The sequence below is a fragment of the Methylobacterium sp. JK268 genome (genome assembly GCF_054052225.1).
On record NZ_JBSVZN010000014.1, the window covers coordinates 154,562 to 167,344 of the forward strand.

General features: G+C 71.9%; 16 protein-coding genes. 8 read left to right on the plus strand and 8 right to left on the minus strand.

The window, feature by feature from the left end; translation table 11 throughout:
• The first annotated feature begins 81 nt into the window (after window positions 1–81).
• Window positions 82–249: a hypothetical protein gene (locus ACW9J6_RS17215; RefSeq protein WP_457117709.1), complete on the plus strand. Its 168-nt coding sequence runs from the start codon at window positions 82–84 to the stop codon at window positions 247–249.
• An 85-nt stretch (window positions 250–334) separates the two neighbouring features.
• Window positions 335–1,084: a hypothetical protein gene (locus ACW9J6_RS17220; RefSeq protein ID WP_457117710.1), complete on the plus strand. Its 750-nt coding sequence runs from the start codon at window positions 335–337 to the stop codon at window positions 1,082–1,084.
• Here the strand turns inward: ACW9J6_RS17220 and ACW9J6_RS17225 are convergent.
• Complete coding sequence (locus tag ACW9J6_RS17225) at window positions 1,066–1,338, minus strand: hypothetical protein (RefSeq protein WP_457117711.1); 273 nt, start codon at window positions 1,336–1,338, stop codon at window positions 1,066–1,068. The genes ACW9J6_RS17220 and ACW9J6_RS17225 overlap by 19 nt on opposite strands.
• A 213-nt stretch (window positions 1,339–1,551) precedes the next feature.
• Between ACW9J6_RS17225 and ACW9J6_RS17230 the strand changes: the two genes are divergently transcribed.
• The gene (locus ACW9J6_RS17230) at window positions 1,552–1,755 is read left to right on the plus strand and encodes a hypothetical protein (protein WP_457117712.1); all 204 of its coding nucleotides are present in this window, start codon (window positions 1,552–1,554) and stop codon (window positions 1,753–1,755) included.
• Between the two features lie 158 nt (window positions 1,756–1,913).
• The gene (locus tag ACW9J6_RS17235) at window positions 1,914–2,228 is read left to right on the plus strand and encodes a hypothetical protein (protein ID WP_457117713.1); all 315 of its coding nucleotides are present in this window, start codon (window positions 1,914–1,916) and stop codon (window positions 2,226–2,228) included.
• A 21-nt stretch (window positions 2,229–2,249) separates the two neighbouring features.
• On the opposite strand, the gene ACW9J6_RS17240 is transcribed toward ACW9J6_RS17235, so the two are convergent.
• Window positions 2,250–3,284 carry a Rieske 2Fe-2S domain-containing protein gene (locus ACW9J6_RS17240; RefSeq protein ID WP_457117714.1) on the minus strand — a complete coding sequence of 345 codons (1,035 nt, stop codon included), beginning with the start codon at window positions 3,282–3,284 and terminating at the stop codon, window positions 2,250–2,252.
• Window positions 3,285–3,463: 179 nt separating this feature from the next.
• Here ACW9J6_RS17240 and ACW9J6_RS17245 point away from each other — a divergent pair, with 179 nt between their 5' ends.
• Window positions 3,464–3,892, plus strand: a complete 429-nt coding sequence (locus ACW9J6_RS17245; protein ID WP_457117715.1) for a DUF3597 domain-containing protein — start codon at window positions 3,464–3,466, stop codon at window positions 3,890–3,892.
• 44 nt (window positions 3,893–3,936) lie between these two features.
• On the opposite strand, the gene ACW9J6_RS17250 is transcribed toward ACW9J6_RS17245, so the two are convergent.
• The 4 genes from ACW9J6_RS17250 to ACW9J6_RS17265 form a co-directional block, all read right to left on the minus strand.
• Window positions 3,937–4,821, minus strand: coding sequence for a fumarylacetoacetate hydrolase family protein (locus tag ACW9J6_RS17250; protein ID WP_457117716.1), 885 nt, complete (start codon window positions 4,819–4,821; stop codon window positions 3,937–3,939).
• A 101-nt stretch (window positions 4,822–4,922) separates the two neighbouring features.
• Window positions 4,923–5,522 carry a DsbE family thiol:disulfide interchange protein gene (locus ACW9J6_RS17255; RefSeq protein WP_457117717.1) on the minus strand — a complete coding sequence of 200 codons (600 nt, stop codon included), beginning with the start codon at window positions 5,520–5,522 and terminating at the stop codon, window positions 4,923–4,925.
• Complete coding sequence (ccmD, locus tag ACW9J6_RS17260; RefSeq protein ID WP_457117718.1) at window positions 5,519–5,665, minus strand: heme exporter protein CcmD; 147 nt, start codon at window positions 5,663–5,665, stop codon at window positions 5,519–5,521. Before ccmD ends, ACW9J6_RS17255 begins: the two co-directional genes overlap by 4 nt.
• Before the next feature lie 26 nt (window positions 5,666–5,691).
• The gene (locus ACW9J6_RS17265; protein WP_457117719.1) at window positions 5,692–6,456 is read right to left on the minus strand and encodes a heme ABC transporter permease; all 765 of its coding nucleotides are present in this window, start codon (window positions 6,454–6,456) and stop codon (window positions 5,692–5,694) included.
• Window positions 6,457–6,570: 114 nt separating this feature from the next.
• Here ACW9J6_RS17265 and ACW9J6_RS17270 point away from each other — a divergent pair, with 114 nt between their 5' ends.
• The gene (locus ACW9J6_RS17270; protein WP_457117720.1) at window positions 6,571–6,744 is read left to right on the plus strand and encodes a DUF1328 domain-containing protein; all 174 of its coding nucleotides are present in this window, start codon (window positions 6,571–6,573) and stop codon (window positions 6,742–6,744) included.
• A gap of 3 nt (window positions 6,745–6,747) precedes the next feature.
• On the opposite strand, the gene ccmB is transcribed toward ACW9J6_RS17270, so the two are convergent.
• Window positions 6,748–7,416 carry a heme exporter protein CcmB gene (ccmB, locus tag ACW9J6_RS17275; protein WP_457117721.1) on the minus strand — a complete coding sequence of 223 codons (669 nt, stop codon included), beginning with the start codon at window positions 7,414–7,416 and terminating at the stop codon, window positions 6,748–6,750.
• Window positions 7,413–8,051, minus strand: coding sequence for a heme ABC exporter ATP-binding protein CcmA (gene ccmA / locus ACW9J6_RS17280; RefSeq protein ID WP_457117722.1), 639 nt, complete (start codon window positions 8,049–8,051; stop codon window positions 7,413–7,415). Before ccmA ends, ccmB begins: the two co-directional genes overlap by 4 nt.
• A gap of 863 nt (window positions 8,052–8,914) precedes the next feature.
• Between ccmA and acnA the strand changes: the two genes are divergently transcribed.
• Window positions 8,915–11,617: an aconitate hydratase AcnA gene (gene acnA / locus ACW9J6_RS17285; RefSeq protein WP_457117723.1), complete on the plus strand. Its 2,703-nt coding sequence runs from the start codon at window positions 8,915–8,917 to the stop codon at window positions 11,615–11,617.
• A gap of 321 nt (window positions 11,618–11,938) precedes the next feature.
• Window positions 11,939–12,760, plus strand: coding sequence for a rhomboid family intramembrane serine protease (locus tag ACW9J6_RS17290; RefSeq protein ID WP_457117724.1), 822 nt, complete (start codon window positions 11,939–11,941; stop codon window positions 12,758–12,760).
• The last annotated feature ends 23 nt before the right edge of the window (window positions 12,761–12,783 follow it).

The following is a 12,783-nucleotide window of genomic DNA, read 5'->3' on the forward strand; positions in this document are numbered from 1 at the left end:
CGGCGCCGTCACGCTGCTCGGCCTCGCCGGATGACGGAACCCGCGCCACCGCCCGGGGATGGTCCCGTAGGAGGAGCGCGCATGACGGACACGGATTCCACCAAGCCCGGCGACCAGGCCCCGCCCGGCACGCCCGGCACTGGCGAGGCGATCTGCCCGCGCTGCCAAGGCTCCGGCCGGACCGAGACCAAGGACTGCCCGGAGTGTCTGGGCACCGGGACGGTGACGCAGCCGATCGGCGGCGCCTGAGCGGCTCCGCCGTCGGGGCCGCCCGGCAACCCCGCCTTCACCATCGGCTGCGATATCCTGCGATCATTCGCAGCCCGGAGGTCGCATGGCGGAGGAGCGCAGGAGCAAGGCTGCGGAGTGGCGGGAGGCGCGCAACGTGGTCGCCCGGGCGCGGCTGGAGAAGGCGCTGCCCGCGATCTTCCCGCCGCTCGTCCTGCGCCACGCGCTGTCGCGCCCCTTCATTCCCCCCACGCCGCGGCTGGCGGTGGAGGGATACTGGCGCGGTCACGTCCTGCGGGCGGACCGGCTCGCCCGGGGGCTGGCCGCCCGCAGCGGGACGCCCGAGGGCTGGTCCTGGCGCCTCGGCGTGCGGGAGGACGGCCTGCCCGCGAGCTTCCGCGCACCGCCCGCCCCCTTCCGCGAGCCGGCCTTCGCCCGCGGCCGCGGCCATTGCTGCGTCTGCGGCCAGCCCGTCTACCGCTTCGGCTGGCACGAGGATCTCTGGGGCGCCGGCGCGCCGAACCGCAATGCCGGCTGGCACGCCGCCTGCGTCGCGGCCTGGAAGTTCTGGGGCGCGGCGAGCGACCACGTGAAGGTGCTCAAGGCCCGCCAGCGCCACCGCTGCGCCGAGACCGGCAAGCGCCTGCTGCGCACCGCGGAAGTCGACCACCGGGTGCCGCTCTACCGGGTCTGGCGCGAACGGCGCGACGCGCCCTGGCCGGACCTGCTGCGCTATTGGGGCTTGCCGAACCTTCAGGTCGTCAATCGCGCCGCGCACGCGGGCAAGTGCGCGGCCGAGGCGGGGGAGCGCGCCGCCCACCGGCGCCAGGGCGCCGATCAGCGCGGGACGATGTGAAGCCCGTCGTCGGGCAGCAGGTTGCGGGCGGGACCGCCCGTCTGCTGTCCGCGGCCCTGCTGGTAATAGGGCAGGTTCGGACGATTGTCGTTGTCGCTGCCGGAGTCGTACTCGTAGGGACGCGACCACGGCGCGCGACCGCCCACCGAGGCGGTGGAGTCGATGTCGAGCACGGGCGAACGCGGTCCGGCCGATGCGGCGACCGGCGCCAGCACTCCCGCCGCCAGGGTCAGCACCTGCATCCACCTCGTCATCGCTCGCCCTCCGCATCGGGTCCCGGTCGGCCCATTCCACAACGGCCGAGCTGAACGGAGCGTTCCCGGGCCGCGCGTGTTTCGCGGCGCGTTGCGCGACGCAACGAATTCGCAGCGCCGACGCAATCCCGCGGCAACGACCGGCCGCTAGACCGCGACCGAGGGGACGGCCGAACGGCCGCGCAGGCCGAAGGCCGCACTCGGGAGCGCACCATGATCCGAACCGCCACGCTGATCGCGGCGCTCGCCGCGCTCGCCGCCTATCTGCTGGTCCCGCCCGGACGCAGCGCGTCCCGCGGGCCTGCGCCGGCCAAGCTCTACACGGAGCGCCTCCCGGTCGCGGCCTTCCTGCCCACGCCCCAGGATCTCCTGGTCTTCGCCCTCGAGGACGCCGCGCGGGGCGTCGTGAGCCGATGAGGGCGCGGCTCCACGAAGCGCTGCTCATCGCCGGGACCTTCGGGGTGGGCGTCGGGCTGGCCTTCCTCCTCGCGCCGCTGCTCTGACCCGCGTCCGGCGCGGGGAGGGCCGTCCGCGGGCGCCATCGACCGCGGCGGCGAATCGCGTATAGGGCGGGCATGCTCACGACCGCTCGCCGCGCGATCCTCCTGGGGCTGGCCCTGCCGGGCTGCGCCCCCGCCCTGGCCCAGCCCGCCACGCCGCGCATCGCCGCGCCCGCCTTGCGCTGCGGCGAGGTCGAGACCCTCGTGAACCGCGCGGGTGCGGCGATCGTCGCGACCAGCCCCTTCACCTACGAGCGTCTGGTGCGCGACGTCGGATTCTGCAGCATCGAGCAGACGACCGCGCCCTTCTTCGGCCCCGCTTCCGATGGGGGGCAGTGCTTCCTCGGCTATCGCTGCCGGGACCGCTCCACCGAGGGCCGCCGCGACTGATCGGCCGGCAGGCCGCGTCGGTCAGCTGCGCCAGCGCAGCTCGCGCGGGGCGAGCGGGTTGACGAAGGCGCCGCCGGTCTCCCGCGCCCGCAGGAATTCCCGCTTCAGGCCGAAATACCACTGGGTCTGCACGTCGCTCTCGCCGATCAGCACCATGGCGGGTTTTCGGTCGAGACCCCGCTGGGCGATCTCGAGCACGGACCGATCCTGGCCGAGGAACTGCCGCATCAGCGGGCGCGCGAGCGGCTTGAGCAGGTTCAGCACCGGCATGTTCCAGTACATGGCGTTGATCAGCGCCGTGCGGTTCGGCCCCAGCGGCGTCGCGAAGGTGTAGTTCGCGATGCGCTTCTCGCCCGCCCTGATCCGTTCCAGGCGCACGCCGGGCAGGCGGAACTCGATCTCGACCTCCGGGATCGCGCCGAGCAGGCGGTAGATCGCCGAGGCGCTCTTCGCCGTGTGGCTCGTCATGGTGAAGCCGAACGGGGAGGGGGCGAAATGCTTCACCTTCTCCTTCAAGGTCTTCGACGTCCGCCACCACCACGAATCGTGCACGTAGGCGACGTGGGCGGGGTCGACGAAGCTGAGCGCCACGAGGTCGAAGCCGGCCTCGACCTCCAGGATCTCGATCAGGGAGCCGCAATAGGGAAAATCGACCTCGGGCACCGGCGGCGCCCCGTCGGGGACGGCCCCCGTCGCGACCCAGACGAGGCCCGAGACCTCCCTCACCGGGAAGCGCGGCAGGCGCACCGTGCGGAAATCCGCGTCGTCCCGGCCCGCGAGCGCGGGGATCGCCGCGCACTGGCCGTCGGGGCGGAAGCGCCAGCCGTGGAAGGGACAGACGAGCTCGCCCGCGTCGAGGCGTCCGGCCGAGAGCGCCATGCCGCGATGGGGGCAGCGGTCCCGCAGGGCGAAGAGCGCGCCGGTCGCGTCCCGCCCGACCACGATCGCCTCCTCGCCGAGCGTCACGGCGGCGAGGCGCTCCGGCCGGAAGCGGCGGCTCTCGCCGACGCAGTACCAGACGTCGTCGAGGGGGCGGCGGATCGGATCTCCGGTCATGCTGTCCTGGCGTTTCGGGGCGCGGCCCCGGTGTCATCTCGGCGCCGGCTGCTTAGGGCAAAGTCCGGCCCGCGTCATCGCCGCCGGCCGTGCCGGAACGCATGACGCAGCTTGACGTTAAATCGCCGCGTCGGGGCCGGTCGTCCGGCCGGCGGCCCGCCTTGAGAGGAGAGAGTGCGATGAGCCTGCTCGGAACGATCGTCAGCAAGATCCTGCACCCGTTCGGGGGGAGCGACGCGCAGGCCGCGACGCCGGATTCCTCGTCGTCATCCTCCTCCGCGCCGGCCTCGCCCGCCTCCACCGGCGGCTCCGATCCGGCGACGACCGGCTCCGTCCCGAAGGTGGACGGCAAGGTCGACGTCGAGGCGGTGCTCAACGATCTCGCCGGCAAGGCGGGCCAGCCCCTCAACTGGCGCACCTCCATCGTCGACCTGTTGAAGCTCCTGCACCTCGACAGCAGCCTCACCGCCCGCAAGCAGCTCGCGGAGGAGCTGCACTACACCGGCGACACCGACGACAGCGCCACGATGAACGTCTGGCTGCACAAGCAGGTGATCAAGAAGCTGGAGGAGAACGGCGGCAAGGTGCCGGACGACCTCAAGGACTGACGAGAGCGCCGCGGCCCCGTGCGGGGCCGCGGCCTCCCGCCGGCTCAGTTCGTCGGCTCGCCGGCCGCGACCTTCGCGGTCCACTCGTCGAAGGCGACGAATCGCTGGCGCTGCTCGCCCAGCCCCTCGATCCCGAGGGTGACCACGTCGCCGGATTTCAGGAAACGCGGCGGCTTCATCCCGAGCCCGACGCCGGGCGGCGTGCCCGTGGTGATGACGTCGCCGGGCTCCAGCAGCATGAAGTGGGACAGGTAGGAGACGATCTGGCGGCAGTCGAAGATCATCGTCTTGGTCGAGCCCGTCTGCATGCGCTCGCCGTTCACGTCGAGCCACATCGACAGGTTCTGCACGTCCGGGATCTCGTCGGGCGTGACGAGCCAGGGGCCCAGCGGACCGAATGTCGGGCAGCCCTTGCCCTTGGTCCAGGTGCCGCCGCGCTCGAGCTGGAATTCGCGCTCCGAGACGTCGTTGCAGACGCAGTACCCCGCGACGTAGTCCAGGGCCTCGTTGGCGTGCACGTAGGAGGCGCGCTTGCCGATGACGATCGCCAGCTCGACCTCCCAGTCGGTCTTGGCGGAGGCCTTCGGGATGATGACGTCGTCGTTCGGGCCGACGATGCAGGACGGGGCCTTGTTGAACAGGATCGGCTCGGCCGGGATCGGCGAATTGGTCTCCGCCGCATGGTCCGCGTAGTTGAGCCCGATCGCGATGAAGTTGCGGACGTAGCCCACGCAGGGGCCGAGCCGCGCGCCGGCCGGGACCGTGGGCAGCGTCGCCGGGTCGATCGCGCGGAGGTTCGCGAGGCTCTCGGCGCCGAGCGTCGGTCCGGCGATGTCGCGGATCACCCCGGACAGATCCCGGATCGTGCCGTCCGCCCCCACGATGCCGGGCTTCTCCGCGCCGCTCTCGCCAAAGCGCACAAGCTTCATGACCGCACCTCCCCTGCCTGGAAACGGTGTCCCGATAGCGCGGGCGGGGTGCCCGCGACCAGCCCGGAAACGCCGGGACGCGCGGCGCGGTTCGCGGGCGGCTACTTCCCGGCGGCCCGCACCTTCTCCAGGAACGAGGCGTAGTTGTCCTCCGAGAGGATCCCCACCAGCTTGTCCCGGATGCGGCCGTCCGGGCCGATGATGAAGGTCTCCGGGACGCCGTAGACGCCGAAATCGATCCCGACCCGGCCGGTCTCGTCCCGTCCGACGGCCCGGAACGGGTTGCCGTGGCGGCCGAGGAAGCGGCGGCCGTTCTCCGGCGCGTCCTTGTAGTCGATGCCGACGAGGTTCACCCCGTCCTGCGACAGGCGCATCAGCATCGGGTGCTCGACCTGGCAGGGCGCGCACCAGGACGCCCAGACGTTGAGCACCGTGACCTTGCCCCTGAAATCGTCGCTGGCCAGCCCCGCGACCGGCCCCTTGGCGTCGGTCAGCCCGGGCAGGCCCTCCAGCGCGAAGGTCGGGGCCGGCTGGCCGATCAGCGCCGAGGGCAATGCGGAGGGATCGTAGCCCCTGGTGAGGAGGCGCCCGAGGAAGATCGCCGCGAGCGCTCCGAACACCACCAGCGGAAGCAGGAACAGCAGCCGTCCGCGGGGCGCTGGCGCGCCCTCGGCGCCGGGCACCTCCTCCGTCGCGCTCACGCGTCCCTCCCGTCCTGGAGCCGCGCCAGCGCGCGCCGCTGCGCCCGGTGGTCGAGAAGGCCGTGGAGGATCAGCGCGGCGACGACGAGCCCGGTGAAGGCGTAGGCGGCGACGATGAAGGTGGCGTGCGGTCCGAGGTCCACGGGGCGCATCCGTTCGGGAGGGCGGATCAGGCGGCCAGCGGCGCCGCCGCGTCGTCGAGCCGCTCGGCTTCGAGGATCGCCAGCGTGCGCACCCGGCGGCGCAGAATCTCGGTCCGCATGGCCGCGAGGTGGAGGGCGATGCCGAGCACCGAGAAGGCCAGGATCATCTCCAGGAGCGGGTAGAGCATCGAGGCGTCGATCGTCGACCCGCCCATGCGCAGGATCGAGGCGGGCTGGTGCAGGGTCGACCACCAGTTCACCGAGAACTTGATGATCGGCAGGTTCACCGCCCCGACCAGGGTGAGGATGGCCGCCGCCCGCGCCGCCCGGCCGGGATCCTCGATCGTCCGCCAGAGGGCGAGGAGGCCGCCATAGATCAGGAAGAGCACCAGCATCGAGGTCAGCCGGGCGTCCCAGACCCAGTAGGTGCCCCACATCGGCTTGCCCCAGAGGGAGCCGGTGACGAGGCAGATCAGCGTGAAGGCGGCGCCGACCGGCGCGGCGGCGCGCTGCGCCACGTCCGCCAGGGGATGGCGCCAGACCAGCGTGCCGAGCGCCGAGACCGCCATCGCCCCGTAGAAGAACACCCCGAGCCAGGCCGCCGGCACGTGGATGAACATGATCCGCACCGTCTCGCCCTGCTGGTAGTCCGGCGGCGCGACGAAGAAGGCGAGGTAGAGCCCCACCGCCAGCAGCACGGCCGCGAGGCCGCCGATCCACGGGAGGGCGGCGCCCGACCAGCGCATGAAGTGGCTCGGCTGCGCGAGCCGCGTGAGGAGGCCTTGTGCCATGGGGCGATCTAGCCCGCGGCCGGTCGCCCGGGCAATGCGGACGATGGGCGCAGCGGGGGAACGGATGGCCGCCCGCGCCGTTGAGGGGCGGGTTTCCGGTCAAGGTTGGTCGACATGCTGAAATGGGCGCTCATCTTCTTCGTCATCTCGCTGGTCGCCGGCGGGCTCGGCTTCACCAACGTCGCGGCCGGGGCGCGCGGGATCGCGCGTCTGCTGTTCGGGCTGTTCCTCGTCATCGCGGTGGCGATCGTCATCTTCGCCTTCGCGGTCGGGCAGGCGGTGTTCTGAGCCTCACTCGCTCCAGCGGAGCGCCGCGGCCGCGCCGAGAGTGCCGACGACGGCCGCCACCAGGCTGAGCGCCCCCAGGATCACGAGCGGCGTCGCGAAGGGCACGGTGCCGCCCGTGGCCGATTCGGCCGCCGAAACCCCGAAGATCAGGGTCGGGATCATCAGCGGCAGCACCACCACGGCGAGGATCAGGCCGCCGCGGCGGATCGAGGCGGTCAGGGCCGCCCCGACCGCGCCGATGAAGGTGAGGGCCGGCGTGCCGACGAGGAGCGTCAGGCTGGTGGCGGCCATGGCCGTCGGCGTGAGTGCGACCAGCAGCCCGAACAGCGGCGCGGCCAGCGCGACGGGAAGCCCCGTCGTCAGCCAGTGGGCCAGCGCCTTGGCCAGCACCACCGCCTCCATGGGCAGGGGCGCGCCGCTGAGGAGATCCAGGGATCCGTCCTCCTCGTCGGCCTGGAACAGGCGGTCGAGGCCGATCAGGGTCGCCAGGACGGCGGCGAGCCAGAGGATGGCGGGGCCGATCCGGGACAGCAGGTTGAGGTCGGGGCCGAGGGCGAAGGGCACCAGCACCACGATCATCAGGAAGAAGACGAGGGAGAGCGCGCCGGACCCGCCGATCCGGCCCGCGAGCCTGAGGTCGCGCAGGAGCACCGCCAGGAAGGCGCGGATCATCGGGCGGCCTCGGCGAGGGGATCGGTGCGGGTCGGGCGGAAGGCCTCGATGGCGATCTCGCGGGCACCGTCGAGGCCGAGGGCCTGGTGGGTGGCCGCGACGACGAGCCCGCCCTCGGCGAGATGCGCCCGCATGAGGGTGGCGAGGATGCTCTGCGAGGCGGTGTCGAGGGCGGCGGTCGGCTCGTCGAGGAGCCAGAGCGGCCGGCGGCAGACCAGCAGCCGCGCCAAGGCCACCCGCCGCCGCTGGCCGGCCGACAGGTAGGCCACCGGCAGCGCCGCCGCGTGGGCGAGGCCCATGCGGGCCAGCGCCTCCCGTGGCGCCAGGGTCGCCTCGCCGAGGAGGTCGCGGGCGAAGGCGAGGTTCTCCTCGGCGGTGAGCGCGCCCTTGAGCCCGTCCCGGTGGCCGATCCCGTGCAGGCATTCGGGAATCGTGCGCTCACCGACACCCTCGGCGCGCAGGGTCCCGGATTCCGGGGCGAGGCGCCCCGCGATGACCGTGAGCAGGGTCGACTTGCCGGCCCCGTTGCGGCCCGTGACCACCACCGCCTCGCCGGCGCCGAGGGCGAAGGACAGGCCGGCGAAGATGCGCCGCCCCGAGCGGCGGCAGGCGAGCCCCTCGGCGATCAGGCGCACGGGGAGGGGACCCGATGGGGCGTGGGGGACGCGGCAACCATGGAGTTCTCCGCCCCCATCGTGCGCGGCAGAGGAGCAGCCTCTCCGAACGATTGTCTGCGGCGGAACCAGTGTGAGGCGCGGGATCCCCTCTCCCGTGCGGGAGAGGGGTAGGGGTGAGGGTCCAGGAGCTTCAGCGAGTGTCCTGAACCGTATCGCTGCCAGCACCGCCGTTCAGCCAGCTTGCGGCACGGTCCGGGACCCTCACTCCTGCCCCTCTCCCGCACGGGAGAGGGGTTCCGCGCGCGATCCGCAGGGACGTTGATGGCTCGATCAAACATCAGCGATTTGGTTGCTTTTCGAACCGCGTAGGCAATCGCTCGCGTGCCAGGGATATGAGGAGAGTGACACTGCTGCGGACCGTCCTCGTCAGATCGGTTCAGCCGTTTCCGGCACCGTGGGTCCCCTCTCCCGCCCCGGCGCGAGTGCTTCGCACTCGCCGCGGGGCACCCTCCCCCGCAGAGGGGGAAGGGTTGAGCGACCTTCGCTCGCGCGTGATCCCCGCTTCCCCCACGTCGCGTCACGTCCGCTCCCCGCTCGCCGACTCACCCGTAGCGGCCACATTCGAAGTGTTCTATACGCAGTCTCGGCTGCGCCGCGCGACCTTGTAGGCGTCCAAACCGTCTCTCGCGCAATCCCAGTCCGGGCACCCCCGGGGCGGCGCGCGCACCGTGGCTGACGCGGCCCGCCCGCGGAGGACGCACGGGAAGCGGAGTCGTGCCCGCCTGGGGACCGGCGCCGCTCGCGCATCCGGCCGAACACATCACGTCTGGCGCAGGTCGTGCCTGCGCCGTGTTCGACAACCCCCTCGCGAGGACCACGCCGTGGCTTCCATCGACAGCTTCAAGTCTCGCCAGACCCTGCAGATCGGCGACAAGACCTACGCCTACTACTCCATCCCCGAAGCCGAGAAGAACGGCCTGCCGGATGCCAGCCGGCTGCCCTTCTCGATGAAGGTGCTGCTGGAGAACCTGCTGCGCTTCGAGGACGACCGCTCGGTCTGCAAGGCCGACATCGCGGCCGTGACGGCCTGGCTCGACAACCGCGGCAAGAACGAGACCGAGATCGCCTTCCGGCCCTCCCGCGTGCTGATGCAGGACTTCACCGGCGTGCCCGCCGTCGTCGACCTCGCGGCCATGCGCGACGCCATGGTGGCGCTCGGCGGCGACCCGAAGAAGATCAACCCGCTGGTGCCGGTCGATCTCGTCATCGACCACTCGGTCATCGTCGACGAGTTCGGCACCCCGAAGGCGCTGGCCGACAACGTCGCCCTCGAATACGAGCGCAACGGCGAGCGCTACACCTTCCTGAAGTGGGGCCAGACGGCCTTCGACAACTTCTCGGTGGTGCCCCCTGGCACCGGCATCTGCCACCAGGTCAACCTGGAATACCTGTCGCAGACGGTCTGGACCAAGGCCTTCGAGAACGGCCAGGAACTGGCCTATCCGGACAGCCTCGTCGGTACCGATTCCCACACCACGATGGTCAACGGGCTGGCCGTGCTGGGCTGGGGCGTCGGCGGCATCGAGGCCGAGGCGGCCATGCTCGGCCAGCCGCTCTCGATGCTGATCCCCGAGGTGGTCGGCTTCAAGCTCTCGGGCAAGCTGCCGGAGGGCACCACCGCCACCGACCTCGTGCTCACCGTCACGCAGATGCTGCGCAAGAAGGGCGTGGTCGGCAAGTTCGTGGAGTTCTACGGCCCCGGCCTCGACGACATGGCGGTGGCCGACCGCGCCACGATCTCCAACATGGCGCCCGAATACGGCGCGACCTGCGGCTTCTTCCCGGTCGACGCCAAGACCATCGACTTCCTGAAGGTCACCGGCCGGGCCGACGACCGCATCGCCCTCGTGGAGGCCTACGCCAAGGCGCAGGGCATGTGGCGCGACGCGGCGACGCCGGACCCGGTCTTCACGGACACGCTCGAACTCGACCTCGCCGACGTGAAGCCCTCGCTGGCCGGGCCGAAGCGCCCGCAGGACCGGGTGCTGCTCGATTCCGCCAAGGCGGGCTTCGCCGCCTCGATGGAGAGCGAGTTCCGCAAGGCCGCCGACATCGCCAAGCGCTACCCCGTCGAGGGCGCCAACTTCGACATCGGCCACGGCGACGTGGTGATCGCGGCGATCACCTCCTGCACCAACACCTCGAACCCGAGCGTGATGATCGGGGCGGGGCTGCTGGCCCGCAACGCGGTGGCCAAGGGCCTGCGCTCGAAGCCCTGGGTGAAGACCTCGCTCGCCCCCGGCAGCCAGGTCGTCGCCGAGTACCTGGAGAAGGCCGGCCTGCAGCAGAGCCTCGACGCGCTCGGCTTCAACCTCGTCGGCTTCGGCTGCACCACCTGCATCGGCAATTCCGGCCCGCTGCCGGCGCCGATCTCGAAGGCGATCAACGACAATGACGTGGTCGCGGCGGCCGTGCTCTCCGGCAACCGCAACTTCGAGGGCCGGGTGAACCCGGACGTGCGGGCGAACTACCTCGCCTCGCCGCCCCTCGTCGTCGCCTACGCGCTGGCCGGCTCGCTGCAGGTCGACCTGGTCAACGAGCCGCTCGGCACCGGCTCGGACGGCCAGCCCGTCTACCTGAAGGACATCTGGCCCTCCTCGGCCGAGGTGAACGCCTTCATCGAGCAGACCATCACGTCGGCCCTGTTCAAGAGCCGCTACGCGGACGTCTTCGGCGGTGACGCCAACTGGAAGGCGGTCGAGGTCACCCCGGCCCAGACCTTCCAGTGGAACCCGGGCTCCACCTACGTGCAGAACCCGCCCTACTTCGTGGGGATGAAGAAGGAGCCGGACCCGGTCACCGACATCGTCGGCGCCCGGATCCTCGGCCTCTTCCTCGACTCGATCACCACCGACCACATCTCGCCGGCCGGCAACATCCGGGCGGCCTCGCCGGCGGGCCACTACCTGCAGGAGCACCAGGTCCGCGTGCAGGACTTCAACCAGTACGGCACGCGGCGCGGCAACCACGAGGTCATGATGCGGGGCACCTTCGCCAATATCCGCATCAAGAACCAGATGGTCCGGGACGAGTCCGGCACGGTGGTGGAGGGCGGCTACACGCTCTACCAGCCGGGCGGCGAGCGGATGTTCATCTACGACGCGGCGATGCGGTACCAGCAGGAGGGCACGCCGCTGGTGGTCTTCGCTGGCAAGGAGTACGGCACCGGCTCGTCGCGCGACTGGGCGGCGAAGGGCACGAAGCTGCTCGGCGTGCGCGCCGTGGTGGCCGAGAGCTTCGAGCGCATCCACCGCTCGAACCTCGTCGGCATGGGCGTGGTGCCGCTGGTCTTCCAGGGCGACACCAGCTGGGCCTCGCTCGGGCTCAAGGGCGACGAGACGGTGACGATCCGCGGCCTGGAGGGCGACCTCAAGCCGCGCCAGACCCTGATCGCCGAGATCACCTCCGCGGACGGGTCGACCCGGGAGGTGCCGCTCACCTGCCGGATCGATACCCTCGACGAGCTGGAATACTTCCGCAACGGCGGGATCCTTCCCTACGTGCTGCGTCAGCTCGCGGCGTAACGGATGGGCCGGGCGCGCGCCCGGCGCCTGAAAAAGGGAGGGCCCTCCGGCTTGCCGGGGGGCCTTCTCTTTTGGGCGCGGGGCGCAGCGTGACCCTCCCCCCTTCTGCGGGGGAGGGTGCCCGGCGGAGCCGGGCGAGAGAGGGGAACCACGCTTCAGGATTGTGCTGATCCGTCGTGACGCGGGCCACCTGGATCACCGTCGTGCCGCCCCTCTCCCGGCCTGCTCCGCAGGCCACCCTCCCCCGCAGAGGGGGGAGGGTCCTGTCCGACGGCGCGCCCCACCTTGCGGCGCCGCCGCCGCGCGTCCACGGTGCCGGCCATGGATGCGACTCCCGATCTTCCCCGGCCGCCCCGCGTGCCCGTCTTCAACATGCCGGCCGTGGTCTCCGCCTCCGTCGGCCTGCTCGTCCTGATCCACGCGGTCCGCACGGTGCTGCCCGACACCTGGGACATCACGCTGCTGATCGACCTCGCCCTGGTCCCGGCGCGATGGACGCTGGCCTTCGCGCCGGACCGCGCCGACGACGTGCTGCGGGCCGCCGCCGCCTGGCCGGGCAGCGCTCTCGAGGTCCAGGCGCGCTCGGCCTTCGCCAGCTACATCGTGGCCGAGCAGGAGCCGATGCCCTGGACCATCGTCAGCTACGGGCTGCTGCACGGCTCCTGGGCGCACGTCCTGCTCAACAGCCTCTGGCTCGCCGCCTTCGGGACGCCGGTCGCGCGGCGCTGCGGGGCGTGGCGCTTCGGGGTGATCGCGCTCGTCGCGACGGCGGCCGGCGGCGTCCTCCACGTCCTCCTCGCGCCCCTGAGCACGCTGCCGCTGGTCGGCGCCTCGGCCGGCGTCTCCGGGCTGATGGCGGCCGCGACCCGCTTCGTGTTCCAGCCGCCCCCCGATCCGGCCCAGCATGCCGGCCTGCTGCCCTGGCAGCGGCCGGTGCCCGCCCGGCTGCAATCGATCCCGGAACTGGTGCGCAACCGCGCGGCGGCCCTGTTCCTGGTGATCTGGTTCGTCACCAACCTGCTCTTCGGCCTGCTCGCCGGACCGCTGGGCATCACCGATGCGAGCGTCGCCTGGGACGCGCATCTCGGCGGTTTCCTGGCCGGCTTCGTGCTGCTGCCGCTCCTGGAGCCCCGCCGCCGCTGACCGAAGACGGACCAGCGGTGGGA

Coding starts and splice junctions, on each gene's coding strand:
- ACW9J6_RS17265 (WP_457117719.1), bottom strand. CDS start 6,456: ATGGCACAAGGCCTCCTCACGCGGCTCGCGCAGCCGAGCCACTTCATG.
- ACW9J6_RS17245 (WP_457117715.1), top strand. CDS start 3,464: ATGAGCCTGCTCGGAACGATCGTCAGCAAGATCCTGCACCCGTTCGGG.
- ACW9J6_RS17250 (WP_457117716.1), bottom strand. CDS start 4,821: ATGAAGCTTGTGCGCTTTGGCGAGAGCGGCGCGGAGAAGCCCGGCATC.
- ACW9J6_RS17235 (WP_457117713.1), top strand. CDS start 1,914: ATGCTCACGACCGCTCGCCGCGCGATCCTCCTGGGGCTGGCCCTGCCG.
- ACW9J6_RS17230 (WP_457117712.1), top strand. CDS start 1,552: ATGATCCGAACCGCCACGCTGATCGCGGCGCTCGCCGCGCTCGCCGCC.
- ACW9J6_RS17270 (WP_457117720.1), top strand. CDS start 6,571: ATGCTGAAATGGGCGCTCATCTTCTTCGTCATCTCGCTGGTCGCCGGC.
- ACW9J6_RS17290 (WP_457117724.1), top strand. CDS start 11,939: ATGGATGCGACTCCCGATCTTCCCCGGCCGCCCCGCGTGCCCGTCTTC.
- ccmB (WP_457117721.1), bottom strand. CDS start 7,416: ATGATCCGCGCCTTCCTGGCGGTGCTCCTGCGCGACCTCAGGCTCGCG.
- ACW9J6_RS17215 (WP_457117709.1), top strand. CDS start 82: ATGACGGACACGGATTCCACCAAGCCCGGCGACCAGGCCCCGCCCGGC.
- ACW9J6_RS17240 (WP_457117714.1), bottom strand. CDS start 3,284: ATGACCGGAGATCCGATCCGCCGCCCCCTCGACGACGTCTGGTACTGC.
- ACW9J6_RS17225 (WP_457117711.1), bottom strand. CDS start 1,338: ATGACGAGGTGGATGCAGGTGCTGACCCTGGCGGCGGGAGTGCTGGCG.
- ACW9J6_RS17220 (WP_457117710.1), top strand. CDS start 335: ATGGCGGAGGAGCGCAGGAGCAAGGCTGCGGAGTGGCGGGAGGCGCGC.